Source organism: Pseudomyxococcus flavus (assembly GCF_050038885.1).
Lineage (GTDB): Bacteria > Myxococcota > Myxococcia > Myxococcales > Myxococcaceae > Myxococcus > Myxococcus flavus.
The window spans coordinates 4730037-4755565 of record NZ_CP143624.1 but is presented as its reverse complement, the minus strand read 5'-3'; the positions used below and the strand labels follow the sequence as shown (position 1 = coordinate 4755565).

Below are 25529 nucleotides of genomic sequence, written 5' to 3'. Positions count from 1 at the left end.
TTTTCTCGCAGGACGAAGGAGCAAGGCCGCGCATGGCGGAGGGTGAGGTCCGGCAGTACTGGGTCCGCAACGACAGGGGCACCATGTGGGGGCCGCTCACCCTGCCGACCATCGAGCTGCTCATCGAGAGCGGTGCCATCCAGGGCCGGCTCCAGATGTCCGTGGACGGGCTCAACTTCGCCTTCCCATGGCGCTTCGAGGAAGCCCGGGAGGTCATCCCCCGTGAGCTGTGGGGCCCCGGTGCGCCGCCGCCCGCTGCCTCGCCCGGCGGCCAGGTTTCCGCCGCCCCCGGTGCGGCACCGATGCCCGGCACCATGCCTGCCGCGGGTCCAGGCGCGGCCCCCATGGCCGGCCCGGGTGCCAGGCCCGTCGCGGGTCCAGGCGCGGCCCCCATGGCCGGTCCGGGTGCAGTGCCCACGGCGGGCCCCGGCGTCAGGCCCATGGCGGGCCCGGGCGCAGCGCCCATGGCCGGCCCGGGTGCCAGACCCATGGCGGGCCCGGGTGCAGCCCCCATGGCCGGTCCGGGTGCCCGAGCCAGCATGGACCCCGCACGGCGCCCCATGGCCCCGGCGCAGGCGGCACGGCCTCCTGCTGGCGCCGCTCAACGGCCGCCCGGGGCGGGCCCCGCGCAAACGCCCCAGGCCCCCACCACCGCCCCGAGCCCCGCCGCCGCGGCACCAGCGCCTGTGCCAGTGGCGGTCCCCGCCGTGGAAGGCGATGACAGCGCACCGGAGATTCCGGCCCGGGGTCCGCTGGAGCAGTACTCCCCCTTCCGCCTGTATGGCCGCATCGCCGCGCGTGAGCAGACGGGTCTGCTCACGCTGACGCTGGCGGACCGCACCATCCAGATTCACTTCCGCAAGGGCAACCCGGAGTTCGTCGACTCCACCCATCCGGAGGAGGCGCTCGGTCCGTCCCTCGTGGCGGGCAAGCTGCTCACGCCCGAACAACTCCAGCAGGCCACGCCCACGCTGGAGCGCTTCGGTGGGGACCTGCTCTCCGCGCTCTTCGGACTGGGCCTGCTGCAGCCAGCCACGGCCTTCACGTTCCTGGCGCAGCGCGCGGGGAGCATCCTCTCCCGCGGCCTCAAGGCCGAGGCGGGCACCTTCACCTTCGAGCTGAAGGACCTGCCCTCCCACAAGGCGATGCCGCTGGGCAACCGGTGGGCGGTGCTGAGCGACACGGTGCGCCGCACGCCCTCGGCGGACCTCAAGCGCAGGCTGGCGCCGGTGCTCCAGCTTCCCATCATGAAGTCCGGCGGCGTCGTGGCCGCGAGCGAGCTGCGCCTCACGCCGCATGAGGTGCGCGCGCTCACGGTCATCGACGGCGTGCGGTCGGTCGCGCAGTTGCTCACGGACTTCCCGCAGGACACCGACCACCTGCTGCGGCTCGCCTTCCTGCTCAAGGAGCTGGATGCGGTGTCGTTCGCGGGGCAGGCCACGGCCCGCGCCGCGGGCACCGGTGGCCCACAGCCAGGAGCCGCGCCACGCCCCGCGGCATCGGCGGCCGGTGCCAACGTCGCGGGTGCCACGCCTGTCGCGGGCCCGAACGTCGCCAGGGGCGCACAGCCCGCGGGTGGCCCGGGAGCGCCACGTCCCGTGGGAGCAGGCCCCCAGCCCTCGGCGGGTACCGGGCCCGTCGCGGGGGGACCGCCTCCTCCAGGCCCCGGTGGCGCGGCGGGAGCCCAACGCCCCGCGGGAGGTCCGGTCACCCCGGGACAGCCTGTCGCGGGCCCTGGCGTCGCGGGTGGCCCATCCGCGGCGGCGCAGCGTCCCCCGACGGCCGCCGCCCCGAACGCGGGTCCCGGAGCGCCCCACCCCGTCCCTGTCGTGGGCGCCGCCCCAGGCGCGCAGCAGCCCGCGGCGCCTGTCGCCGGCCCGGGCGCCACCGCTGGACGCCCCGCGGGGCCCGCTCCTGCCGCCGGCCCCGGAGCCCGCCCCCCTGGCGCGGCGCAGCCTCGCCCGCCGCCTGCCCTGTCCACGCAAGGCGCCGCGGCGACCCCCGCGAATGCGCCGGGCGCGGACGAGATTCCCGCCCTGCGCCAGCTCACGGTGGCGATGAAGCAGCAGAACCACTTCCAGCGGCTCGGGCTGACGGAGCAGACGAACTCCAGCGCGGTGAAGGTCGCGTACTTCCGGCTGGCCAAGCTGTACCACCCGGACACCCTGCCGCCCGGCGCGCCGCCGGAGCTGGAGAAGCTGAAGGCCGAGGTCTTCGGGTACATCGGCGACGCCTACCGCACGCTCTCCGACGACAACAGCCGCGCGAGCTACCTCGAGGAGCTCAAGAGCGGCGGCAGCGGCGACGGCGTGGACGTCAACGGCATCCTCATGGCGGAGGAGCTGTTCCAGAAGGCCTGCATCCTGGTCAAGGCGCGCAAGTTCGCCGACGCCGTGAAGATGCTGGACGAGGCCATCAAGCTGAACCCGGACGAAGCGGAGTTCTACGCGTGGCGCGGCTACGCCCGCTTCTTCACGGCGGCGGACAAGAAGGCCGCCCAGCCCGAAGCCTTCCGGGAAATCCAGAACGCCATCAAACGCAACGAGCGCTGCGCGCCCGCGCACTACTTCCTCGGGGTCATCGCCAAGCTGAGCGGTGATGCGACCGGGGCGCTCAAGCACTTCAAGCGCACCGTGGAGCTCCAGCCGGACCACATCGACGCGCAGCGGGAGATCCGCATGGCGTCGCAGAAGAAGTAGGGTGCGCCCCCCACCGTGGGGCCCTGGAGGCCCCGCCCGAAACCACGAAGGAGAGAAGCACCGTGCCGCTCACTGGGAAGCAACGCCGCCACCTGCGCGCGCTAGGACACCACCTGGAGCCGGTGGTCATCGTCGGCCAGGCCGGCGTCACCGAAGGTGTCATCGCCGCCGTCGAACAGGCGCTGCATGACCACGAGCTCATCAAGGTGAAAATCAACGAGGGCCCGGAGACGCGCCAGGAGGCCGCCCAGCGCATCGCCGAGGGCACCCAGTCCGACCTCGCGCAGCTCCTGGGCCGCACCGCGCTCCTGTTCAAGAAGCGCAAGAAGGACTCCAAGTTCGAGAAGCTCTAGCCAGCCTCCGCGCCGCGGGACAGCGATGCCCGCGGCGCCCGTCGCCTCACGGCGTGAAGCCGGCCGCTCCCGCCACGAGCTCGGCCGCCACGCTCAGCCGCTCCAGCAACGCGGGCCCGAAGTACTGCATCCGGGACTCCCCCCGGCCGGCCTCCACGTTCGCCGCCGTCTCCACGTAGCCCACGTAGCCGTCCGCCAGCCCGAGCACCCCTGTGGCGCCCGTGCGCCGCAGCAACTCCAGGCCCGCGGCCACGCTGGGCTCGCCCGGCACCGCCACCAGCTCCAGCGGCCCCAGCACCAGCGCGCCCACCTCCGCCACCCGCGGCGCGGAGCCACACAGCAGGTTGTCCCCCGCGGCCCGCGTCAACGACGGCACCAGCCGCGACGCGTCCGGGCGAGGCATCGCGGCGTCGGCCCGCGCCAGGGCCAGGCGCACCGTCTCCCCCACCGGCGACAGGGTCGCGCTGCCCGCGAGCTTCGCCATCGCCTGCGCGAACCCCGACACGCGCTCCAGCCCCTGCCCCTTCGCGTACGCCACCGATGCGTTGCCCAGCGCGCCCTGCAACACCAGCGTCACGCCGCTGCCCTCCTCCTCGCGCAGCGCGCTGAGCCGGCCGGGGTAGTCCGGGTCCACGAAGGCCCTGCGGCGCGGCACCAATGTCGGATGCGCGGCGAAGAACAGCAGCTCCGCCACCGCGGCCTCCGGCCCACGCAGCACCGCGCGCGTCAGCGTCCCATCCGGCACCGCGCCGCCGCTGCGGGAGGTGACGAAGCCCGGCTTCCGGGCCTCCCCCACCTCCAGCGACACCGGCGTCAGCGCGGCGGCCGCCTGGGCCAGCGCGTCACTCGCGGCGGCGGTGATGACCTCCACCACGTCCTCGCGGTAGCGCCCCGTGCCCGACAGCTGGGCCACCAGCCGCGAGTCATAGCCCCCCAGCGACGAGTGCGTATGGGTGGCCAGCACCAACACGTCGCCCAGCCCCGACGCCTTCGCCCGCTCGCGCACGCGCGCGGCCAGCACGTCGGGGACGAGCAGCAGGTCCAGCGACACCAGCCCCACGCGCGTCCCACCGGTCTCCAGCACCACCGCGCGCGCATGGAGCGGTACGACTGCCTGGCTCGCCTCGGGCCGGGGCGGGTTGTAGCCGGCCACCACCACCGGGAAGGGCGGTGCGAGCAGCACCTTCGCCGCTCCCGCGCGCAGGGGCCCTTCACCGCGCACCTGCGACACCAACACGGGCGCGCGCTCCGCCCAGCTGCCACACCAGTTCCAGGACGCCAGCGCATACGCGGCGCCCACGGTGAGCAACACCAGGGGAAACAGGGAACGCCAGCGGGCCAGTCGCGAAGAAGCCATGCGCGAGCCAGACTAACCGCAGGGCCGGGGCTTTGGGACGCCTGACTGCCCACATGAAACGACTCTGGCGTCGGGTGGAATACCCACCAGAGGGGCATGCGTTCCTGTTCCGCTCACCGCTCGAAAGGAGTAAGGCAGCGCGCCATGTGCGGCATCTTCGGAATCGTGGGGCACGCCGAGGCCTCCAACCTGACGTACCTGGGGCTGCATGCCCTCCAGCACCGGGGACAGGAGTCCGCGGGCATCGTCGCCTCTGACGGGATGGGGCTGCGTGCCCACCGGCAGATGGGACTCGTCGCCGACATCTTCGACGCGCCGGTGCTCGCCGGCCTGCCCGGGCAGGCGGCCATCGGCCACGTGCGCTACTCCACCGCGGGAGGCAGCGCGCTCAAGAACGCTCAGCCGCTCTTCGTGCAGTACGCGGGCGGGCAGTGCGCCATCGCGCACAACGGCAACCTGGTGAACGCGGCCGAGCTGAAGCAGCAGCTCGAGGCCGACGGCGCCATCTTCCAGTCGGACGCGGACACGGAAGTCATCCTGCACCTGCTGGCCCGCTCCAAGCAGCCGACCTTCGAGCAGAAAATCGTGGAGGCGCTGCGCAAGGTGACGGGCGCCTACAGCCTGCTGGTGCTCACGGAGGACAAGCTCGTCGCGGTGAGGGACCCGCACGGCATCCGGCCGCTGGTGCTGGGGCGGATGAAGGAAGGCGCCTACGTGCTGGCCAGCGAGTCCACCGCGCTGGACCTCATCGAGGCGGAAATCGTCCGCGAGCTGGAGCCGGGCGAGCTGCTCGTCATCGAGAACGGGCTGCTGCGCACCAGCAAGCCCTTCGCGGAGCCCCCGCGGCAGGCGCGCTGCATCTTCGAGCACGTGTACTTCGCCCGGCCGGACTCCACGCTGTTCGGCAGCAACGTCTATGAAGTGCGCAAGGAGCTGGGCCGGCAGCTGGCCCGTGAGCAGCCCGCGCCCAACGCGGACCTGGTCATCGCGGTGCCGGACTCGGGCGTGCCGGCGGCCATCGGCTTCGCGCAGGCGAGCGGCATTCCCTACGACGTGGGCCTCATCCGCAGCCACTACGTGGGCCGCACCTTCATCGAGCCGCAGCAGTCCATCCGCCACTTCGGCGTGAAGCTGAAGCTGTCCGCGGTGCGCCAGGTGCTCAAGGGCAAGCGCGTGGTGGTGGTGGACGACTCCATTGTCCGCGGCACCACGAGCCGCAAAATCGTGAAGATGATCAAGGCCGCGGGCGCGGTGGAGGTGCACCTGCGCATCTCCTCGCCGCCCACGAAGTGGCCCTGCTACTACGGCATCGACACGCCGAGCCGCCAGGAGCTCATCGCCGCGACGCACACGCTGGAGGAGATTGCCACGTACGTGACGGCGGACTCGCTCGGCTACATCTCCCTGGAGGGCCTGGGCCGCGCCGTGGGCGACCCGGAGCGCGGCAGCTTCTGCACCGCGTGCTTCTCCGGCAAGTACCTCATCGGCGACTTCGGCGCGGAGCGGCCCGAGCCCAGCAAGCTCACGGCCTGACGTCACCGGCGCCGCGCATCGGGCCCCCTGCCCGCTTCGTCCGGGCCGGGGGCCTTCGCGTTTCAGGCGGCGGGCGAGGCCACGGGCCGACCTTCGATGAAGTCCGTCAGGTCCTCGGGCAGGGGCGCCTCGAACACCACCTCCTCGCCCGAGCCCGGGTGCGGGAAGACGATGCGCGCGGCGTGCAGCGCGTGCCGCGGCAGGCGCAGGCGCTCCCACGCCTCGGGCTCCAGGGAGCGCTTGCTGAAGCGGTCGAAGTAGCCGGGGTCCGGCCCGTACATCTTGTCGCCCACCAGGGGAAACCCCGCGTGGTGCAGGTGGATGCGAATCTGGTGCTGGCGCCCCGTCTCCGGGAAGCAGCGCAGCAGCGCGAAGGGCGCCCCGTCGCGGGTGAAGCGCTGGAGCACCTGGAAGCGCGTGCGGCTCTCCTTCCCTTCCACCGGGTCGATGCGCACGGCGATGCGGATGAGCTCGGTGCCCTCGGCGATGGGCGCCTCCACCGTGAAGGTGTCCTCGGGCGGGTGGCCCTCGCAGAGCGCGAGGTACTCCTTGTGCACGTCGCGCGAGACGAAGAGCCGCCCCAGCACCCGGCACGCCTCCGTCGTGCGCCCGCAGACCACCAGGCCGCTCGTCTCCCGGTCCAGCCGGTGCGCGGGCTCGGCGAAGCGCTCACCGAAGCGCTCCCGCAACAACGTGACGAGCGTGCCCTTGTGGTAGCGCGCGGACGGGTGGATGGGCAGGCCCGCGGGCTTGTCCAGCACCAGCAGCCAGTCGTCCTGGAACACCACGGGCAGGTCCGTGGGCGTCCGCGGCTCCTCGCTGGCGCGGCGGCGGATGCGGAAGCTCAGCCCCGGGTACACCGGCGTGGAGGGCTTCAGGCGCCGCTCCTCGCAGATGAGGCCCCGCAGGATGACGCCCTGGAGCCGCTCGCGCGTCATGCGGCGAATCTTCTGCGCCAGATAGTCATCGAGCCGCCAGCCGGCATAGTTCGGCTCGACGACGTAGCGGATGTCGACGTAGCCCTCGGGGGCTTCTTCCATTCCGGGGGCGGCGTCGCCTGCTGTTGTCTGCTGCGCACGGTGCATGGGCCAGCCAGCGCTCTAACACGGCGGGCCCGCTTGCACAGGCTGGGGCGGTCATGCGGGCGAGCCCACGAAGCACCGGGCCCGCCCACGCCCCCGGCCGTCCCCAGCGAGCTCAGGCCGAGGCCGCCTGAATCGGAGCGTCCTCGACGCCCAGGAAGCTGGCGAACAGGTCCGCGATGCGTTCGGCGGCGCGGCCATCCCAGAACTCCGGCACGCGGCCCTGCTTCCCCTGACCGTCGAGCACGCGGTCGGCCGCCGTGCGGATGTGGACCGGGTCGGTGCCCACCACCTCGTTGGAGCCCTCCTCCACGGTGATGGGGCGCTCGGTCTGCTCGCGCAGGGTGAGGCAGGGGATGCCCATGGCGGTCGTCTCCTCCTGGAGCCCGCCCGAGTCGGTGAGCACCAGGCGCGCCTTCGAGGTGAGCGCCAGGAACTCCAGGTAGCCCATGGGCTCCACGGGCCGCAGGTTCGGGCTCTTCTCGAACCACGAGCTCAGCCCCTGCTCCGAAATCACCTTCCGCGTGCGCGGGTGCACCGGGAAGATGACGGGCAGGCGCGTGGAGACGTGGGCCACGGCGGACAGCAGCCCGCCCAGCACCTTCGGGTCATCCACGTTGGAGGGCCGGTGCAGCGTGCACACCGCGTAGCCGTGAGGCATGAGCCCCAGGTCCTTCAGCACGGGCAGCTTGTCGGCCTTCTCGCGCGAGGCGAAGAGCGAGTCGATCATCACGTTGCCCACGAAGTGGATGCGGGCCGGGTCGGTGCCTTCCTTGAGCAGGTTGGCGTCCGCGTCGCGCGAGGGCGTCAGCAGCAGGTCCGACAGCCGGTCGGTGACGATGCGGTTGATTTCCTCCGGCTGGTGCGGCGAGTAGCTCCGCAGGCCCGCCTCGACGTGCGCCAGGGGAATCCCCAGCTTCGACGTCACCAGCGCGGCGGCGATGGTGCTGTTGACGTCCCCGACCACGGAGACGAGCGCCGGTGGATGCGCCAGGAAGACCTTCTCCAGCTCCACCATCATCCGCGCGGTCTGCTGCGCGTGGCTGCCCGACCCGATGCCCAGGTGGACATCTGGCGCGGGCAGACCGAGGTCGGCGAAGAACACGTCGCTCATCTTGGCGTCGTAGTGTTGCCCCGTGTGGACCAGGATTTGCTCCAGGGGCGTACGCTCCGCGATGGCACGGTAGATGGGCGCGACCTTCATGAAGTTCGGACGCGCTCCGACGATATGGATGACCTTCTTCATGTTGCGACCAAACCTAGGCACTGGAGCCGCGCTGGCCAGTGTCCGATGATGCGAATGTCCAATCCCGGGGGCAGGAGTTCGTCGCGAACCTGATAGACGGAGGCACCATGCAATCTTGCCGGACCGTTGCAGTCATTCCCGCCCGACATGCCAGCACCCGCTTCCCGGGCAAGCCGCTCACGATCATCGCCGGCCGGACAATGATCGAGCACGTCTGGCGCCGCTGTCAGGAGGCCCAGGCCTTCGATGAGGTGTGGGTCGCCACGGATGACGAGCGGATCCGCGCCACGGTGGAGGGCTTCGGCGGCCGGGCGGTGATGACCAGCCCCGCCTGCGCCACCGGGACGGATCGGGTCGCCGAGGTGGCGCTCGGGCGTCCAGACGTCGACATCTGGGTGAACGTGCAGGGAGACGAGCCCCTGGTGGACCCCGCCGCGCTCCGGCTGCTCGCGGGCCTCTTCACGGACCCGGCCGTGCGCATGGGCACCCTGGTCCGGCCGCTCGAGGCCGAGGAGGCCAGCAGCCCCCACGTGGTGAAGGCGGTGCTCGCGCTCAACGGGGACGCGCTCTACTTCAGCCGCAGCCTGGTGCCCCACGTCCGCGAGCCCGGCGCGTCCGTGCCCCGCTGGGGGCACATCGGCCTCTACGGCTACCGGCGCGAGGTGCTGCTCTCGCTGGCGAAGCTGGCGCCCACGCCGCTGGAGGAGGCGGAGAAGCTGGAGCAGCTCCGCGCGCTGGAGCACGGCATCGCCATCCGCTGCGCGAAGGTCGCCTCGCACACGGTGGCGGTGGACGTGCCCGGTGACGTGGAGAAGGTGGAGGCCCTCATCCGCGCGCGAGGGGGCTGACCATGGGCTTCTTCAGGGACCTCTTTGGAGGGGGCAAGGCGAAGGCCGGTGAGGAGGCCTCGCCTGCCGTGGAAGCAGGCGCGGCGACCGGCGCCGCGCCCACGGCCGAGGCCTCCGACGTCACGCCAGGCACGCCACCGGGGACCGGGGCCCGGGGCCCCGCTCCCTCGGAGCCACCCCAGCCCCCCGCCGTCCCGAAGCCACCCGCGCCCGCGAAGCCGGAGCGCCCGAAAGAGACCCGCAGGCCACAGCAGGAGGACGAGGACATGGAGGGCGTTCAACGGCTGGTGTCGCGCAAGGTGGAGCGGGTGCTCGAGCAGCTCGGGACGGTCGCCACGCGAGCTCGCACGGGTGAGGAGCTGCCCACCATCACCGCCACCCTGCACCTGGCGCACGGCCATTCGCTGACGGGAGAGGTGCTCGACTACGTCCCGCGCGAGTCGGTGCTGCTGGCCCTGGGCAAGGAGGGGCTGCGCCGCTCGGAGTCGGTGGCGTACGTGGACCTGTCCACGGTGGTGGCGGTGTCGGTGGGCAATGCCGAGAAGCTGCTGGAGCTGTCGCAGCTGGTGCGGCCCAACCCCACGCGGCAGGACCTGCTCTCCCTGCTGGAGAAGCTGCCGCACGCGCTCACCGAGCAGTTCTGGCCGGGCGAGGCCTCGCTGGGTGGCAAGCCGCTGCGCTTCGAGGTGGACTGGGTGGGCCTGGACGACGAGCCCGGTCGCCGCGCGCTGGAGTCGGCGGTGAACGTCACCGGCCACGCGCTCCGGGCCCTGGCGCAGGAGCAGGGACGCGAGGTGCTTCGACGCATCACCACCGTGCGCTTCATCAAGGGCCGCGACACGCGCGCCGCCGTGGAGGGCGAGACGGGCACGGTGACGGTGGGCTCGGGCGAGCCCACGGTGTCCACCTTCCGGAAGGCCTTCGCCGCCGGCATCAAATGACGGGCAACGCGCCCGGCTCGGCCCCCAGCGGGAAGGCCGCGTCGAGCCGGGCCAGGTCGTCGGCGGACAGCTTCAGTGACGCGGCGGCGGCGTTGTCGCGCGCGTGCGCTTCCCGGCTCGCCTTGGGGATGGCGAACAGCGACGGCCGGCGCACCAGGAACCGCAGCGCCACCTGATACGGCGTGACGCCGTGCGCGCGGGCGATGGCGCCCAGCACCTTCCCGCCCCGGCTGTCGGGCCGGGGGAAGTTGCCGTTGCCGAAGGGGCTGTAGCCCACCACCGCCACGCCATGGGACTCGCACCAGGGCAGGACGGCGTGCTCGATGGCGCGCTCCTCCAGGTGGTAGAGCACCTGGTTGCAGGCGATGCGCCCCGGCCCCGCGAGCGCGAGCGCCTCCTCCAGGTCCTCCACGTCGAAGTTGCTCACGCCCCAGGCGCGAATCTTCCCGTCCGCCACCAGCTTCTCGAAGGCGCGCACCGTCTCCTCCAGCGGGTGCGAGCCCGGCCAGTGCAGCAGGTAGCAATCGAGGTGGTCGGTGCGCAGCCGCTTCAGGCTCCGCTCACACGCGGCGAGCGTACCCGCGTAGGTGGCGTTGGAGGGCATCACCTTGGACACGAGGAAGACCTCGTCGCGCCGGCCCGCAATCGCCTCGGAGACGATGGACTCCTCCACCTTGCCGTGTCCGTACAGCTCGGCGGTGTCCACATGCGTCATGCCTGAATCCAATCCGGCGCGCAGGGCCCGGATGGCGCTTGCCCGGTCGTCCGCTTCCATCTGCCACGTCCCCTGCCCCAGGACGGGCACCGACACTCGCGTGCTGCCGAACTCACGCTTCTCCATGGCACTCCCCTTGGCCCGGCGGATGACCCGCTCCGTGAGGATTAATACCGCTTCAGCGCACACGCAGGTGCCCGGTGCACCGCCCGCAGGCTCGCGATAGTCTCCGCCGGTGTCTTCCCCCGAGAAAGTTCCGAATGCCCGACCGCCGAAGGGCGTCACCTTCCGTCGCCTGCTGACGCTGGCGCGTCCGGAGGTGGTGCCCCTGGCCGCGGCCACCTTCTTCCTCCTCGTCAGCAGCGGCGCCACGCTGGCCTATCCCCGCGCCATCGGCGACCTGGTGGACCAGGCCCTCACCGCCCGGGACAGGGCCGTCGTGGACGGGCTCGCGCTGGTGATGCTGGCCGTGTTCGTGGTGCAGGGCGTCGCCATGGCGCTGCGCGCCTACCTCTTCAACAACGCCGGCGAGCGCGTGGTGGCGCGGCTGCGCAAGGACCTCTTCCGCGCCCTGCTGTCCCAGGAGGTGGGCTTCTTCGACTCGCGCCGCACGGGCGAGCTCACCAGCCGCCTCTCCTCGGACACCACGGTGCTGCAGAACACCGTCACCGCCAACGTGTCCATGATGCTGCGCTACGCCGTCACGGCGCTGGGCGGCGTGGCGCTGCTGTTCTTCACCTCCGTGAAGCTCACGCTGGTGATGCTGGCCGTCATCCCGCCAGTGGCCATTGGCGGGGTGCTGTATGGCCGCCGCGTCCGCGCCATCTCCCGCCAGGTGCAGGACGCGCTCGCCGCCAGCGGTGAGGTGGCCGAGGAGGACCTGTCCGGCATCCGCACCGTGCGTTCCTTCGCCGCGGAGCGACATGAGGTGGAGCGCTACAGCACCGCCGTGGAGCGCTCCTACACGCTGGCCCGGGCGCGCGCGCTCCAGTCGTCGGTGTTCATGGGCGCGGCCTCCATCGCGGGCTATGGCTCCATCGCCGCGGTGCTGTGGTACGGCGGCCGGCTGGTGGTGGACGGCAGCCTCTCGGTGGGCGCGCTCACCTCGTTCCTCATCTACACCATGCTGGTGGCCTTCTCCTTCAGCGGCATCGCGGAGCTGTGGGCGGACTTCATGCGCGCCAGCGGCGCCGCCGAGCGCGTCTTCGAGCTGCTGGACCGCAAGCCCGCCATCGGCGCCGGCGGCGAGCAGCTGACGGCCCTGCGCGGGCACGTGGAGTTCCGCGACGTGCGCTTCGCCTACCCCACCCGCCCCGACGTGCCGGTGCTCCAGGGCCTCAGCCTGGAGCTGCGGCCGGGCGAGGTGGTGGCGGTGGTGGGCCCTTCCGGCGCGGGCAAGTCCACGCTCGCCTCGCTGCTGTCGCGCTTCTACGACCCGCAGGGCGGCGAGGTGCTGCTGGACGGCCACCCGCTCACCGCCCTGGAGCCGGAGTGGCTGCGCCGCAACATCGGCATGGTGGCGCAGGAGCCCCAGCTCTTCTCCTGCTCCATCGCGGACAACATCCGCTACGGCCGCCCGGACGCCACCGACGCGCAGGTGGAGGAGGCCGCCCGGGCCGCCAACGCCCACGCCTACATCGAGCGCTTCCCGGACGGCTACCGCACCCAGGTGGGCGAGCGAGGGGTGCAGCTGTCCGGCGGCCAGAAGCAGCGCGTCGCCATTGCCCGCGCGGTGCTGAAGGACCCTCGCCTGCTCATCCTCGACGAGGCCACCAGCGCCCTGGACGCGGAGAGCGAGCACCTGGTCAAGGATGCGCTGGAGCGCCTGATGAAGGGCCGCACCACGCTCATCATCGCCCACCGCCTGTCCACCGTGGCCAACGCGGACCGGGTGCTGGTGCTCGACGGCGGCGTCATCATCCAGAGCGGCACCCACGCCTCCCTGATGGCACAGGAGGGCCTCTACCGGCGGCTGGTGGAGCGGCAGTTTGTCGCAGCTTGAACGTCTGGTGCCCACACGGCTTCCGCCATGCCCCCAACGACAGTGGCGCGCCTCACCCCGCCCGATTAACCTGGGACTCCGAAAGGAGGTGATGCCTTGAACGACAGCAACTCCAAGGCGTCCACCTCCGCGTCGGTGGCCTGAGAAGGCGCCGAAGCGGCGGCAGACGCTAGCAGTTCCGGGCCCGTTTCCCGCGAGGGGAGCGGGCCTTTTTACGACGTCTCGGGAATGACGGCGCGCCCCTCCTGTTCGGAGCGCGCCGGGGGGAGTGGCCGACCCAACACGTTTCTTCCGGGAGTCCTTGCCGTGTCCATCACCCCATGCCCCAGCCCGCTGCCCACCGCCCTTCGCGACGAAGAGGCCGTGGACTCGCAACGCAACCTCTTCTGCCCGAACTACGACGCCTGCCTGCACCTGGTGGTGAAGCGCGGCTGGGAGGGGTGGAGCTGCCGGAACTGCGACTTGCGCAAGTTCCGCGTCGGGCAGCCGACCGCCCAGGAGTTCGCGGTCGCCCGCCCCGGTGGTTGGGACGGCAACTGACGCCGCCCCCTCCGGCCCCAGCGGGCGGCCGTCCATCGGAAACAGAATAATTGACGCATCCCTGCCTCAGTTGGCAGAACGGGACATGCGCTCCAAGAAAACCAAGTTCATCTTCGTGACGGGCGGAGTGGTCAGCTCCCTCGGCAAGGGCCTCGCCTCCGCATCGATGGGCGCCCTGCTGGAGAACCGTGGGCTGGCCGTCACCCTCATCAAGCTGGACCCCTACATCAACGTGGATCCGGGCACCATGAGCCCGTTCCAGCATGGCGAGGTGTTCGTCACCGAGGACGGCGGTGAGACGGACATGGACCTCGGCCACTACGAGCGGTTCACCAACGCGCGGATGAGCCGGCTCAACAACTTCACCTCCGGCCGCATCTACCACGCCGTCATCATGAAGGAGCGGCGGGGCGAGTACCTGGGCAAGACGGTCCAGGTGATTCCGCACGTCACCGACGAGATCAAGTCCAGCATCCGCCAGGCGGCGCAGGACGCGGACGTGGTCATCGTCGAGATCGGCGGCACCGTGGGCGACATCGAGTCGCTGCCCTTCCTCGAGGCCATCCGGCAGATGCGCTACGACGTGGGCAGTGAGAACGTCGTCTACGTCCACCTCACGCTCCTGCCGTACATCGGCGCGGCCGGCGAGGTGAAGACCAAGCCCACGCAGCACTCGGTGATGAAGCTGCGCGAGATTGGCATCCAACCCGACTTCCTCGTGTGCCGCACCGACCGCGAGGTGTCCCGCGAGCTGAAGGACAAGATCGCGATGTTCTGCAACGTGGACACGCGCAGCGTCTTCACGTCGCCGGACGTGCGCAGCATCTACGAGCTGCCGCTGGAGCTGCACCGTCAGGGCCTGGACGAGCGGCTCGCGGAGGTCCTCAACATCTGGAGCCGGGCGCCGCACCTGGAGCGCTGGGAGAACATCATCCGCAAGGTGTACGAGCCGGCGCGCGGCCAGGTCCGCATCGCGATTGTGGGCAAGTACGTCAACCTCACGGAGAGCTACAAGAGCCTCAACGAGGCGCTGCTGCACGGCGGCATCGCCAACGACGTGAAGGTGAACCTGCACTTCGTCGACAGCCAGGAGGTCGAGGAGCAGGGCGCGGAGAAGATGCTGGCCGGCGTGGACGCCATCCTCGTCCCCGGTGGCTTCGGCGTGCGCGGCACCGAGGGCAAGATCGCCGCCGTGCGCTACGCGCGCGAGAAGAAGGTCCCCTTCTTCGGCATCTGCCTGGGCCTGCAGATGGCCGTGGTGGAGTTCAGCCGCGGCGTGCTGGGCCTAGCCAGCGCCAACAGCCTGGAGTTCAACGAGCACACGCCGCACCCGGTGGTGACGCTCATGGAGAGCCAGGTGAAGGTGCAGGACAAGGGCGGCACCATGCGCCTGGGCAGCTACGCCTGCGCGCTCAAGCCCGGCTCGCTCGCCCACCAGCTCTACGGGCAGGACACCATCCAGGAGCGCCACCGCCACCGCTACGAAGTGAACAACGCGTATCGTGGCAAGCTGCAGGAGGCGGGGCTCGTCATCTCCGGCTCCAACCCCGAGCTCAACCTGGTGGAGATGATTGAGCTGGCCGACCATCCCTACTTCGTCGGCTGCCAGTTCCACCCCGAGTTCAAGAGCAAGCCCTTCGCACCCCACCCCCTCTTCTCCGGCTTCATCCGCGCGGCGCTCGCCCAGCGGGACGCGAACGCGGCGGCCGGCCAGGTGTCCGCATGAGCGCCCCCAACCCCATCGAGCTGTGTGGCTTCAAGGTCGGTCCCGGTCAGAAGCTGTTCGTCATCGCCGGCCCCGACAGCATCGAGTCCGAGGACATGGCCCTGCGCCATGCCTGGCTGCTCAAGGAAATCACCGGCCGGCTCGGCGTGCCGTATGCCTTCAAGTGCTCCTACGACAAGGCCAACCGCACCAGCGGCAAGTCCTTCAGAGGCCCGGGTCTCAAGGAAGGCCTGAGAATCCTGAAGAGAATCCGGGACGAGGTGGGCGTTCCCGTGCTCACGGACGTCCATGAAACGAGCCACGTCGGGCCAGCCTCGGAAGTTGTGGATATCATCCAGATACCGGCGTTCCTGTGCCGGCAGACGGATCTGGTGGAAGCCGTGGCGCGTACTGGCAAGGGCGTGAACCTGAAGAAGGGGCAATTCGTGGCGCCCAAGGACATCGTCCACTCGGCGCGCAAGGCCTTCGAGGCGGGCAACCCCAACGTGCTCGTCACCGAGCGCGGCTCCACCTTCGGCTACAACAACCTCGTGGTGGACATGCGCGGCTTCGCGCAGATGCGCGACGCGGGCCTCGCGGTGTGCTTCGACGCCACCCACTCCGTCCAGCTCCCCAGCGCCGGCAACGGCGAGACGGCGGGCGAACGCCGCTTCGTGTCATTGCTCGCGCGCTCCGCCGCAGCTGCCGGGATTGACGCGTTGTTCACGGAAGTCCACGAAGATCCGGATCGTGCCCTGTGTGACGGTCCGTGTTCGCTGAATCCACAGATGTTCGAGGACGTGGTACGAAACGTGCTGAGCATCCGCCGGGTCTTGGGACACGAGCCAGGTTGATGTGTCAGCAAACAGAGGAGTCGAGCAAGCCATGGTGACGGAAGCCCCTTCCAGACTGACGAAGGAAGAGCTCACGTCCCGCGCTGCGCGCGTGCGCCTGCTCGTCTTCGACGTGGACGGCGTGCTCACGGACGGCGGCCTGTATTACGGCCAGGACGGCGAGCTGATGAAGCGCTTCGACGTCAAGGATGGCCATGCGCTCGTCATGGCCCGCCTGTCGGGCCTTCCTGCCGCCATCCTCACCGCGCGCAGCTCCGGCATCGTGGAGACACGGGGACGGGAGCTGGGGCTGGCGGCGGTGTTTCAGGGCCGCCGTGACAAGTCGGCCGCGCTCAAAGAGCTGGTCGCCCAGCTGGACGTGCCCCTGGACGCCTGCGCCTACATGGGTGACGACCACAACGACCTGGGACCACTTTCAATGGTGGCTCTTTCCGCTTGTCCTGCGGATGCGGTCCCCGAGGTGCGCCATGAGGTCCACTTCGTTACCCAGAGCCCTGGCGGCCGAGGGGCCGCCCGCGAGCTCGTGGAGTTGTGCCTCAAGGCCAGTGGCCGCTGGGACGACGCAGTGGGTCTGATGAGAGGGACTGATAGGCGCGGTACTCTGTGAGGTTGAAGAAAACCCGTGTTCAAGGTAGGTGAATAGTTCCATGGGCAGCGGATTGATGCAGCAAGAGGGGAGTACGGCGATGACGGACCAGCTCTACACCACGCACGACATCAGTCGTTTGCTTCAGGTGGATCCGTCCACGGTGAGCAAGTGGATTGACCGGGGCATCCTGATGGCGTTCAGGACGCCGGGCGGCCACCGCCGCGTGCGGTCGGCGGACCTGCGCACGTTCCTCATCACCCACCAGATGCCGGTGCCCGAGGAGCTCGGGAGCGGCACGGTGCGCCTGCTCGCGGTGGATGACGAGCGCCCGGTGCTGGACGCCATCAAGCGCGCGTTCAAGCCGTTCGCGGCCCAGGTGGAGCTGCAGACGACGACGAGCGGCGTGGAGGCCCTGCTGCTCGTGTCCGAGCAGAAGCCGCACGGCATGATCATCGACCTCAACATGCCGGACATCGACGGTCTGGAAGTCTGCCGCCGCATCCGCGCGCGCAAGCAGATGGAGGGCGTGCGGCTCATCACCATGACGTCCGCGCACACGCCCGAGGTGGTGGAGCAGTCCAAGCAGGCCGGCGCGCTGGCGTGCCTGGCCAAGCCGCTGGATGTGCAGCAGGTGCTCGAGCTGTTCCGCGTTCCGCTCGCGCTCAGCGCCAAGCGGTAGGACAGACAGGGCTTCCGCCTCCGCTCGCGGAAGCCCTGGGCAGGGATTGCAGTGGGAGGCAGGTGACCTCCCAGCCAGTGGTGTGCGCCCGACGCGTCAGCCCTGGACCTTGACTTCGATGACGCGGGGCTTGGTCTCCTCGCGCCGAGGCAGGGTCAGCGTCAGCACGCCCTGCTCGTAACGCGCCTCCACCTTGCTGGCGTCCACCGTGTCCGGCAGCGCGAAGGAGCGCGCGAAGGTCCCGAAGGCGCGCTCCTGGCGGCGCACGTTGACACCCTCCGCGCGTGGCTCGGCCTTGCGCTCGGCCTGCACGGTGAGGATGTCCTTCTCCACCGTCACCTGGATGGCCTTCGCGTCCAGCCCGGGCATGTCCAGGTGGAGGGTGAGCCCGCTCTCGGACTCGATGATGTCCGCCGCCGGCGTGCGCTCGCGCGGCGCCTGACGCCACATGGGCTGGGTCAGCTCACGGAACAGCGCGTCGACATCGCGCATGAGCGGGTTCACCACGACGGCGGAGTTGAAAGGGTTGCGAGTCTGCATGGTCGTCTCCTGTCCGTGACGTCCTCGCGGACGCACGGCGTGCATCGATTGGGGTTGTCCAGAATCGCGGTCGCCGCGGTGCCCCCTTCCGGGGCTCCAGCGCCGCCTCACAAGACTCAAGAGAACCATGCTTCCGGACGTGTCAAGCAACGCCCCGAAGCCCTCGGCACCACCGTATTCCGCGCCCGCCTGCTCGCCCGCCAGGCCGCCTCAGTCGTCGTCCCGTCCGAGCTGCACGGAGAAGCCCTCCTCGCCGCGGGACACCTGCACCGTCCACGGCCGGCAGCACACCGGGCAGTCCTCGATGTACGTCTCAGAGGCCACGCCAATGGGGTCCACCGGGACCTCCACTTCCTCACCGCAGTAGGGACAGACCTGGGCGGCGGCTTCCGCGAAGGGTTGCATGGCAGGGCCTCCTCATCGCGGACTCAGCGTCCGCGCATCTAGACGGTAGAATGCCGGGCCATGGCCTCTCCTTCCCGGAATCGCATTGGCGACATCCTCGTCAAGGCACGTGTCATCGATGAATTGCAGCTGCGCAGCGCGCTGGCGACCCATGACCAGTGGGGAGGCCGGCTGTCGCGCATCATCGCGGACCTGGGCCTCGCCACCGATGACGTCATCACCGAAGCCATCTGCCAGGGCCTGGGAATGCAGCGCATCCAGCTGGGCAACGTGACACGGGATGCGGGCGCGCTCGCGCGCGTGGACGTGAGCCTCGCCGAGCAGAAGGCCATCTTCCCGGTGTCCCTCAAGGACAACGGCAAGACGCTGGTGCTCGCCATGGCGGACCCCACGGACCTCGCCACGCTGGACCAGGTGGCGGCGAAGAGCCGGGCCCGCGTGGTCGTCATGGTGGCGGGCGAGCGTGAAATCGAGCACGCCATCCTGCGCCACTACCGGGGCCAGGAGCCGGTGGTGAGCACGCGCTTCGGCGGCAACAAGCGGCCGTCGGACACGCCGGACGACGAGGACGAGTTCAAGGTCGTCGACATGAGCGGCAACACGGTGGTGAAGCGCATCGCCGACATCACCCCGCCCGCTCCGGCCGCGGCACCCGCTCCCGCGCCTCGCGCCGCCGCGGCACCCGCGCCCGCGCCGAGCAGCAGCGCGAGCGCCGCGGACATCCTCGACGAGATTCTCGCGGGTGGCGCGCCGTCGTCGGAGTGGACGGACGAGGACCTGAAGCGGCTGCAGACGGTGCAGCAGAACCAGGAGAAGAGCTCCAAGATTCTGCGCGCGCTGCTCGAGCTGCTGCTGGAGAAGGGCCAGCTCCAGCAGCGCGAGCTGGCGGCGCGGATGCGGTTGTAGAGCGCGCCCTCAGCCCAGCTCCAGCAGCTCGCGACCTGAGAGCCCCAGCAGGTAGAGGATGCTGTCCAGGCCCCCCGCGGAGATGGACGTGTCGGCCGCGGCGCGCAGCCTGGGCTTTGCCCGGAAGGCGATGCCCAGCCCGGCGCGCTCCAGCATCAGCAGGTCATTGGCGCCGTCGCCCACGGCGACCACCTGGTCCAGGAGGATGCCCTCCGCCTGGGCCAGCGACTCCAGGAGCTCCGCCTTGCGCTGCGCGTTGACGATGGGCCCCACGGTGCGGCCGGTGAGCTTGCCGTCGCGCACCTCCAGCACGTTGGAGTAAGCGAAGTCGATGCCCAGCCGCGCCTTCAGCGCCTCGGCCGCCACGGAGAAGCCGCCGCTGATGACGGCGGTGCGGTAGCCCAGCCGCTTGAGCACGCGCACCAGCGTCTCCGCGCCCTCCGTCAGCGGCAGGTTCGCCGCGAGCTGGTGGACCACGGCCACGTCCAGGCCCTCGAGCAGCGCCACGCGCTGGCGCAGCGACTCGTCGTAGTCCATCTCCCCGTGCATGGCGCGCTCGGTGATCCGCGCCACCTGCTCGCCCACGCCAAACGCGCGCGCCAGCTCGTCGATGACCTCGATGCGGATGAGCGTGGAGTCCATGTCCATGACGACCATCCGCTTGCCGCGCCGGAACAGGCTCTCGCGCTGCAGCGCCACGTCGAAGTCGCCCGACTGCATGGACAGCGCCAGCAGCGCCTGCTTGAGCGCGTCCGGCGGCTGTCCGGCCGGCAGGCGCAGGTGGAGGTCCACCGAGCCGAGGTGCGGCTCACTGAGGCGGGCGATGCGCTCCACGTGGGCACCATGCGAGGCCAGCACCTGCGTCAGCGCGTGCAGCTGCCGGGCGCCCAGCGCGCGCCCCACCGCGGTGACGACGAAGCGCGCGCCCCGGCGGTTCGCGGCGGGCGCGTCCACCGCCTCGACGTCCAGCGTCACGCCCAGCGCCTTCGCGGCGGACAGCAGCGGCTCCAGCGCGTCGCTCGCGCCGGACGGCCGCACCAGCAGACAGAGGGTGAGGCGCCCCTGCACCACCACCTGCTCCACGTCGAGCAGCTCGGCGCCAGCCTCCGCCAGCAGGCCGGTGAGGCGCGAGGTGATGCCGGGCTGGTCCTTCCCGGTGACGGTGATGAGCACGCTTTCGGACGGGGACGAGGTCATGACGCCACCGAGTGTGGCAGCCCCGCGCGTGCGCGGCGAGCCCCGAGTGCCCCGAGGCCCGGCCGCCCGGCCGTCACTCCTTCGGCGCGTCCGAGGAGATGATGAGGTCGCCCTTGGCGAGGAACTCCTTGTCCGGGAACGCCTTGTAGAAGTCCTCCAGCATGGCGTCGACGTCCGGGTAGCGCTGCTCGCGCTTGTCCTGGGTGGCCTTGTCGAAGAGCTGATCCAACCCGCTGGGGGCCTCCGGGTTGACCTCGGAGGGCAGCGGCGAGCGACGGCCCGGAATCTGCCCGGTGAGCATCTCGTAGAGGAGGATGCCCAGCGCGTACACGTCCGCGGAGGCGCCCGGCTCCTTGCCGCCCCGGTTCATCAGCTCGGGGGCCATATAGGACATGCCGCCCGTGCCCACGAAGACCTGGGGCATGCCCTTGGTGGCGTCCACCTCCACCACGCGGCCCAGGCCGAAGTCGGCCAGCTTCGCGTTACCGTAGCCGTCGAAGAGCACGTTCTCCGGCTTGATGTTGTGGTGCGTGAGGCCCGCGGCGTGGGCGGCCCGCAGGCCGTAGGCCATCTGCAGGAAGGCGCGCAGCGCGAAGGGCACGGGCACGCCGTTGCCACCGCCCGCGTCCAGCCGCTCGCGCAGGCTGCCCTGCATCAGCTCCAGCACGAAGTACGGCCGGGCGGCGTCCACGTTCTGGTCCACCACCTGGACCACGCCGGGGTGGCGCACCTGCGCCTGGGCGCACAGCTCCTTCTTCAGCCGCTTGAGCACCTCGCCCCGCTGCAGGAAGGAGAAGTAGCCGAAGATGTCCTTCAGCTCCTTGAGGCAGATGTCCAGCCCGAGCGCGGTGACGCGGCCCTTGAAGACGGTGCCCAGCGGCCCGGTGCCGATGGGGTCGAACTTCTGGTAGCGCAGGTCCAGCTCCGAGCCCTTCGGAGCGGAGGCGGCGGGCGCGGCGGCGGGGGTGGGGGCGGCGGGAGCGGGCATGGGAGCGGCGGCAGGCGCGGGAGGGGTGGGGGACGGCGCGGCGGCGGGCGGCTGGGAGAACGGGCCCTGGACGATGACCGTGGGCTCACGGCGGGGCTCGGCGGCCACGGGCGCCTCCGGGCGGGGCGCCGGGGCCGAGGGCGGTGGCATGGGGATGGCCGCGGAGGGCGTGCCCAGGTCCAGCGCGGGCATGGCCGAGCGCGAGCTGCGCACCGGTGGCATGGGCGGCGGCGGCACGGGCGGACCGGACGGCACGGGCGGCGCCTCCACCTCCGTCTCGTCCAGCAGCAGCTCGGGCGGCGGCGGCGGCATCACCAGGGGCTCGTCGCCTCCCGCGGACTCCTCCGGGGTGCCCACCACGGCGGCGAGCTGATCGGCGAAGAACTCGCCCACCTCCAGCGAGAAGCGCTCGGTCAGCTCGCCCCCGGCCACCTGCTCGCCCTGCTCGGTGAGCTTGAGCTGGGCCTCGCGGTCCATGGCGATGTAGTGGAACTTGCGCAGGAAGAAGAAGTAGTTGTCGAACTCGAGCGACACGGACGGCTCGAGCGCGGCCTTCACGTCTGCCAGCTTGTTCGAGCGTCCAAGACGGCCGTTCTCCCTCAGGTTGCGGAGGATGAACAGCGCCTCGCCACTGACGGTGTCGCGATTGAGGGCGGGCTTCTGCATGGGGAGGCGACTCTATGCCGTCCCCGCGCCGACGCTCAACGGATGACTGGCGGTAAAACGCGCAGCTACTTGATGCGCAAGAGCTGCTTCACCGTCTCCAGGACCTCCACGAAGCGCACCGGTTTGCGCAGGTAGATGTCCACGCCCAGCTGCATGGCCCGATCCTGGGCCTCCTTGCCGCCGGCGGAGATGGCGATGATGGGGATGGTGCGCAGCGCTTCCTCCTCGCGCATGCGCTCCACCAGGGCGAAGCCGTCCATCACCGGCATGTAGAGGTCCGTCATCACCAGGTTGAAGCGGGCGTCGCGCAGCATCAGCAGCGCGTGGTGCCCGTCCGGCGCGAAGTGGACCTCCAGGGGGACCTTCCCGTGCAGCTCGCCGCTGGCCAGCTTCTTCAGCACGTAGCTGTACATCTCGATGATGTGCGGGTTGTCCTCGACGATGAGCACACGGTACCCCTCGTGCTCGACGTGGGACGCGTGGCTGTCTGCTCCTGCCGCACTCAAGATGTCACCCAGTTTCCGCCGGTCCTGCTCGCGCTCCACGCGAACGCCGACGCCGCCGGGCTGATCGGGGCCCGCCGGCCGCGTCCAGGCCACGGTTCCGCTGACTTCTACCGGATCCAAGAGGCCCGGGAAAGAAAGTGCGAGCCGGACCTCGTCCCCCATGCGGAACGCCTGGTCCGTCTGGACGAACAGCCCCTCGTGGGACAGGTTCTCCGTCACGTCGCGGGCCTGGCGCCCGTCCGTGTAGTCCACTCTCAGCACGGCCGGGACGCGGGGGTGCTGGCGCTTGTCCTCTGGACCCGGGTTCATAACAAGGGCTTGAAATCGCTCGGCAATTTCCTGATGGCAACCCAGTGTAGCTTCGAGGGTTTATGTTGACAACGGAGCCATTGGGGCAATACGTACCGGCCCGCCATGGCGGAGCCCCTGTTCACCTCTGAAGAGCAGAAGAAGTTCGACGCGGGAATCGCGGAGATCATCTCCCACTACCCTCCGGATCGCAAAAGCGCGGGCATGCTCCCGGCGCTTCGCCTGCTCCAGGAAATCAAGGGGTGGCTGCCCCCGGAAGGGTTGCGGCTGGTGGCGAAGCATCTGGAGGTCACTCCCGAGCGGGCCATGGAAGTGGCCAGCTTCTACGTGATGTACCACCTGAAGAAGCCGGGCAAGTACGTCATCGACGTCTGCACGAACCTCTCCTGCTCGCTGTGGGGCGCGGAGAAGATGCTCGCCTACCTGGAAGAGAAGCTGGGCCTCAAGGCAGGTGAAGCGAACGAGAAGTTCACCTTGCGCGAGACCGAGTGCCTGGCCTCGTGCGGTACTGCGCCCTGCCTGCAGATCAACGAGGATCATCACGAGAGCCTGACGAAGGCGAAGCTGGATGCCATCCTCGCCAAGTTGAGCTGAACCTCCCCACCCTTCTTAGGCTTAGGACGTCATCGACATGGCCTCTACGGCAAAGGCGATCGAACCGATCATCTCGGCGGCCTGGGGTAAGCCTCAGTCCTGGACCCTGGACAGCTACCGCAAGCGGGGGGGCTACGAGGCGCTGAAGAAGGCGCTCGAGATGGAGCCCGCCGCCATCATCGACGAGGTGAAGAAGTCGAACCTCCGCGGCCGCGGCGGCGCCGGCTTCCCCACGGGCCTCAAGTGGAGCTTCGTCCCCAAGGACAGCCCCAAGCCCAAGTACCTGGCGGTCAACGGCGACGAGTCCGAGCCCGGCACCTTCAAGGACCGCTACATCCTCGAGGACGACCCGCACATGATGCTGGAGGGCATCGCCATCGCGTCCTACGCGCTGGGCGTGCACACCTGCTACGTGTACCTGCGCGGTGAGTTCAAGTTCCCGGCGCAGCGGGCGCAGGCGGCCATCGACGAGGCCTACGCGGCCGGCATCTTCGGCAAGAAGGTCCTGGGCAAGGACTACGAGCTGAACTGCTACCTGGTGCGCGGCGCCGGCGCGTACATCTGCGGCGAGGAGACGGCGCTGCTGGAGAGCCTGGAGGGCAAGAAGGGCTGGCCGCGCCTGAAGCCGCCCTTCCCCGCGGTGGTGGGCCTCTTCGGCTGCCCCACGGTGGTGAACAACGTGGAGACGCTCGCCAGCGTGCCCGCCATCTTCCAGAAGGGCGCGGAGGCGTACGCGAAGCTGGGCACCGACAAGTCGGGCGGCACGCGGCTCGTCTGCCTCTCTGGCTCCGTGAACCGGCCGGGCGTGTACGAAGTGTCGATGTTCACGACCATCGCCGAGCTCATCTACGACGACAAGTACGGCCGGGGCATGCCCGCGGGCCGCAAGGTGAAGGCCGTGATTCCGGGCGGCTCCTCGGCGCCGGTGCTGGGCGCGGACGAGTTGGACGTGGCCATGGAGTTCGAGGCCCTCAAGGTGAAGCAGACCATGGCAGGCTCCGGCGGCGTCATCGTCATGGACGACGCCACCTGCATGGTGCGCAGCCTGTGGCGCGTGGCCCGCTTCTACGCGGAGGAGTCGTGCGGCCAGTGCACGCCGTGCCGCGAGGGCACGCCCTGGCAGACGCGCCTGCTCCGCAAGATCGAAGAGGGCCGCGGCGAGCCGGGCGACATCGACATGCTGTCCAACGTCGCTTCGTCGATCGCCCCCTACCCGCCCATCGGTCTGGGCAACACCATCTGCGCGCTCGGTGACGCGGCGGCGCTGCCGACGCACTCGTTCCTCATGCGGTTCCGGGACGAGTTCGAGGCCCACATCCGTGAGCACCGCTGCCCGTTCGGCGACAAGCCCTGGGGTTCGTTCGGAGACTGGTCTTGAACATCGAGCTCATCCTTTTCGGAGCGTTCTCGCTCCTGACGCTGCTGTCGGCTGGAACGGTCATCTTCGCGCGCAGCCCCATCAACTCGGCCATGGCGCTGGTGTCCACGTTCTTCTTCCTGGCCGGCATCTACGTGCTGCTGTGGGCGCACACCATCGCGGTGATGCAGGTGCTCGTGTACGCGGGCGCCATCATGGTGCTCTTCCTCTTCGTCATCATGCTCCTCAACCTGGGAGAGTCGCCCACGCGCGGCAAGCCCACGTTGGCGCGCATCGCGGGCGGAGCGGCCACGGTGGGCCTGTTCGCGGTGCTGGCCATCATCCTGCTGAAGCTGCCCGCCGAGCCGGCGACGCTCAGCACGGGTGCGCAGGCGAGCTTCGGCACCATCGCCACCATGGGTCAGGTCATCTTCACCCGCTGGCTGCTCCCCTTCGAGGCGGTGAGCCTGCTGCTGCTGGTGGCCATGGTGGGCGCGGTGGTGGTGGCCAAGTCGCGAATCTGATCGCCCGCTTCCGGACAACTTTTCTGTGCTAGATGGCGGCGCAGGTAGCCGCTCGCGAGGCCCCGAATCGGCCCATGGTTCCCATCACCTACTACCTCCTGCTTGCCGCCGCCCTGTTCTGCATGGGCATGTTCGGCGTGCTCGTTCGCCGCAACGCACTGGTCATCTTCATGTGCGTGGAGCTGATGCTCAACGCGGCGAACCTCACGTTCGTGGCCTTCGCGCGCATGCGCGGTGACGACCTCGGCCACGTGTCCGCCTTCTTCGTCATCGCGGTGGCGGCGGCAGAAGCCGCCATCGGCCTGGCCATCGTCATCGCCGTCTTCCGGAGCCGGGGCAGCGTCCTGGTGGAAGACATCCGGACGATGAAGCACTGATGCCTCCCCAGGAGCCA

The 25529-nt window shown here is 70.2% G+C and carries 25 protein-coding genes; 16 read left to right on the top strand and 9 right to left on the bottom strand.

The annotated features are described in order from the left end of the window. Positions 1-32 precede the first annotated feature (32 nt). Together VZL07_RS19905 and yhbY are read left to right on the top strand one after the other, a co-directional pair. A complete protein-coding gene (locus VZL07_RS19905) occupies positions 33-2699 on the top strand; it encodes a tetratricopeptide repeat protein (RefSeq protein WP_426749113.1) in 2667 nt (888 codons plus the stop codon). A 62-nt stretch (positions 2700-2761) separates the two neighbouring features. Continuing rightward, entirely contained in the window at positions 2762-3052 is a 291-nt protein-coding gene (yhbY, locus tag VZL07_RS19900; RefSeq protein WP_426757203.1) for a ribosome assembly RNA-binding protein YhbY, read from the top strand. A 46-nt stretch (positions 3053-3098) separates the two neighbouring features. Here yhbY and VZL07_RS19895 read toward each other — a convergent pair whose 3' ends face one another. Beyond that, a complete protein-coding gene (locus VZL07_RS19895; RefSeq protein WP_426757202.1) occupies positions 3099-4409 on the bottom strand; it encodes a neutral/alkaline non-lysosomal ceramidase N-terminal domain-containing protein in 1311 nt (436 codons plus the stop codon). Positions 4410-4553: 144 nt separating this feature from the next. Between VZL07_RS19895 and purF the strand changes: the two genes are divergently transcribed. Then, on the top strand, positions 4554-5942 hold the full coding sequence (gene purF, locus VZL07_RS19890; protein WP_426757201.1) for an amidophosphoribosyltransferase: 1389 nt from the start codon (positions 4554-4556) through the stop codon (positions 5940-5942). 62 nt (positions 5943-6004) lie between these two features. Here the strand turns inward: purF and VZL07_RS19885 are convergent, their stop codons facing one another. Then, a complete protein-coding gene (locus VZL07_RS19885) occupies positions 6005-6982 on the bottom strand; it encodes an RluA family pseudouridine synthase (RefSeq protein WP_426757200.1) in 978 nt (325 codons plus the stop codon). 157 nt (positions 6983-7139) lie between these two features. Beyond that, complete coding sequence (wecB, locus tag VZL07_RS19880; protein WP_426757199.1) at positions 7140-8270, bottom strand: non-hydrolyzing UDP-N-acetylglucosamine 2-epimerase; 1131 nt, start codon at positions 8268-8270, stop codon at positions 7140-7142. Between the two features lie 107 nt (positions 8271-8377). On the opposite strand from wecB, the gene kdsB reads away from it, so the two are divergent. Further along, positions 8378-9118 carry a 3-deoxy-manno-octulosonate cytidylyltransferase gene (gene kdsB, locus VZL07_RS19875; protein ID WP_426757197.1) on the top strand — a complete coding sequence of 247 codons (741 nt, stop codon included), beginning with the start codon at positions 8378-8380 and terminating at the stop codon, positions 9116-9118. A gap of 2 nt (positions 9119-9120) precedes the next feature. Beyond that, positions 9121-10059: a hypothetical protein gene (locus tag VZL07_RS19870; protein ID WP_426757196.1), complete on the top strand. Its 939-nt coding sequence runs from the start codon at positions 9121-9123 to the stop codon at positions 10057-10059. On the opposite strand, the gene VZL07_RS19865 is transcribed toward VZL07_RS19870, so the two are convergent. Continuing rightward, positions 10052-10900, bottom strand: coding sequence for an aldo/keto reductase (locus tag VZL07_RS19865; protein ID WP_426757195.1), 849 nt, complete (start codon positions 10898-10900; stop codon positions 10052-10054). The genes VZL07_RS19870 and VZL07_RS19865 overlap by 8 nt on opposite strands. A gap of 109 nt (positions 10901-11009) precedes the next feature. Between VZL07_RS19865 and VZL07_RS19860 the strand changes: the two genes are divergently transcribed. The 6 genes from VZL07_RS19860 to VZL07_RS19835 all read left to right on the top strand — a co-directional run bounded on the left by VZL07_RS19860 (position 11010) and on the right by VZL07_RS19835 (position 17143). Next, the gene (locus VZL07_RS19860; RefSeq protein ID WP_426757193.1) at positions 11010-12776 is read left to right on the top strand and encodes an ABC transporter ATP-binding protein; all 1767 of its coding nucleotides are present in this window, start codon (positions 11010-11012) and stop codon (positions 12774-12776) included. A 306-nt stretch (positions 12777-13082) separates the two neighbouring features. Then, a complete protein-coding gene (locus VZL07_RS19855) occupies positions 13083-13316 on the top strand; it encodes a hypothetical protein (protein ID WP_426757192.1) in 234 nt (77 codons plus the stop codon). A gap of 85 nt (positions 13317-13401) precedes the next feature. Further along, entirely contained in the window at positions 13402-15042 is a 1641-nt protein-coding gene (locus VZL07_RS19850; protein ID WP_426757190.1) for a CTP synthase, read from the top strand. Then, entirely contained in the window at positions 15039-15875 is an 837-nt protein-coding gene (gene kdsA / locus VZL07_RS19845) for a 3-deoxy-8-phosphooctulonate synthase (protein ID WP_426757189.1), read from the top strand. The genes VZL07_RS19850 and kdsA overlap by 4 nt, the downstream gene beginning before the upstream one ends. A 31-nt stretch (positions 15876-15906) precedes the next feature. Further along, entirely contained in the window at positions 15907-16482 is a 576-nt protein-coding gene (locus VZL07_RS19840) for a KdsC family phosphatase (RefSeq protein WP_426757188.1), read from the top strand. A gap of 40 nt (positions 16483-16522) precedes the next feature. Beyond that, the gene (locus VZL07_RS19835) at positions 16523-17143 is read left to right on the top strand and encodes a response regulator (protein WP_426757187.1); all 621 of its coding nucleotides are present in this window, start codon (positions 16523-16525) and stop codon (positions 17141-17143) included. A 96-nt stretch (positions 17144-17239) separates the two neighbouring features. Here the strand turns inward: VZL07_RS19835 and VZL07_RS19830 are convergent, their stop codons facing one another. Both VZL07_RS19830 and VZL07_RS19825 read right to left on the bottom strand, forming a co-directional pair. Next, positions 17240-17683, bottom strand: a complete 444-nt coding sequence (locus VZL07_RS19830; protein ID WP_426757186.1) for an Hsp20/alpha crystallin family protein — start codon at positions 17681-17683, stop codon at positions 17240-17242. Between the two features lie 210 nt (positions 17684-17893). Then, on the bottom strand, positions 17894-18088 hold the full coding sequence (locus VZL07_RS19825; protein WP_426757185.1) for a CPXCG motif-containing cysteine-rich protein: 195 nt from the start codon (positions 18086-18088) through the stop codon (positions 17894-17896). Between the two features lie 60 nt (positions 18089-18148). Between VZL07_RS19825 and VZL07_RS19820 the strand changes: the two genes are divergently transcribed. Continuing rightward, a complete protein-coding gene (locus VZL07_RS19820; RefSeq protein WP_426757184.1) occupies positions 18149-18994 on the top strand; it encodes a hypothetical protein in 846 nt (281 codons plus the stop codon). Between the two features lie 9 nt (positions 18995-19003). Here VZL07_RS19820 and serB read toward each other — a convergent pair whose 3' ends face one another. The 3 genes from serB to VZL07_RS19805 all read right to left on the bottom strand — a co-directional run bounded on the left by serB (position 19004) and on the right by VZL07_RS19805 (position 22660). Continuing rightward, positions 19004-20191, bottom strand: coding sequence for a phosphoserine phosphatase SerB (gene serB, locus VZL07_RS19815; protein WP_426757182.1), 1188 nt, complete (start codon positions 20189-20191; stop codon positions 19004-19006). A 73-nt stretch (positions 20192-20264) separates the two neighbouring features. Then, positions 20265-21845: a serine/threonine-protein kinase gene (locus VZL07_RS19810; protein ID WP_426757181.1), complete on the bottom strand. Its 1581-nt coding sequence runs from the start codon at positions 21843-21845 to the stop codon at positions 20265-20267. Positions 21846-21910: 65 nt separating this feature from the next. Next, the gene (locus tag VZL07_RS19805) at positions 21911-22660 is read right to left on the bottom strand and encodes a TIGR02266 family protein (RefSeq protein WP_426757180.1); all 750 of its coding nucleotides are present in this window, start codon (positions 22658-22660) and stop codon (positions 21911-21913) included. Positions 22661-22765: 105 nt separating this feature from the next. On the opposite strand from VZL07_RS19805, the gene nuoE reads away from it, so the two are divergent. From nuoE to nuoK, 4 genes are all read left to right on the top strand, one after another. Beyond that, entirely contained in the window at positions 22766-23254 is a 489-nt protein-coding gene (gene nuoE, locus VZL07_RS19800) for an NADH-quinone oxidoreductase subunit NuoE (RefSeq protein WP_426757179.1), read from the top strand. A 37-nt stretch (positions 23255-23291) separates the two neighbouring features. Then, positions 23292-24632: an NADH-quinone oxidoreductase subunit NuoF gene (nuoF, locus tag VZL07_RS19795; RefSeq protein WP_426757178.1), complete on the top strand. Its 1341-nt coding sequence runs from the start codon at positions 23292-23294 to the stop codon at positions 24630-24632. Then, positions 24629-25135, top strand: coding sequence for an NADH-quinone oxidoreductase subunit J family protein (locus tag VZL07_RS19790; RefSeq protein ID WP_426757177.1), 507 nt, complete (start codon positions 24629-24631; stop codon positions 25133-25135). Before nuoF ends, VZL07_RS19790 begins: the two co-directional genes overlap by 4 nt. A gap of 74 nt (positions 25136-25209) precedes the next feature. After that, positions 25210-25512 (top strand): NADH-quinone oxidoreductase subunit NuoK, encoded by a 303-nt coding sequence (gene nuoK / locus VZL07_RS19785; RefSeq protein ID WP_002638444.1) that lies wholly within the window; start codon positions 25210-25212, stop codon positions 25510-25512. Positions 25513-25529: the final 17 nt, after the last annotated feature.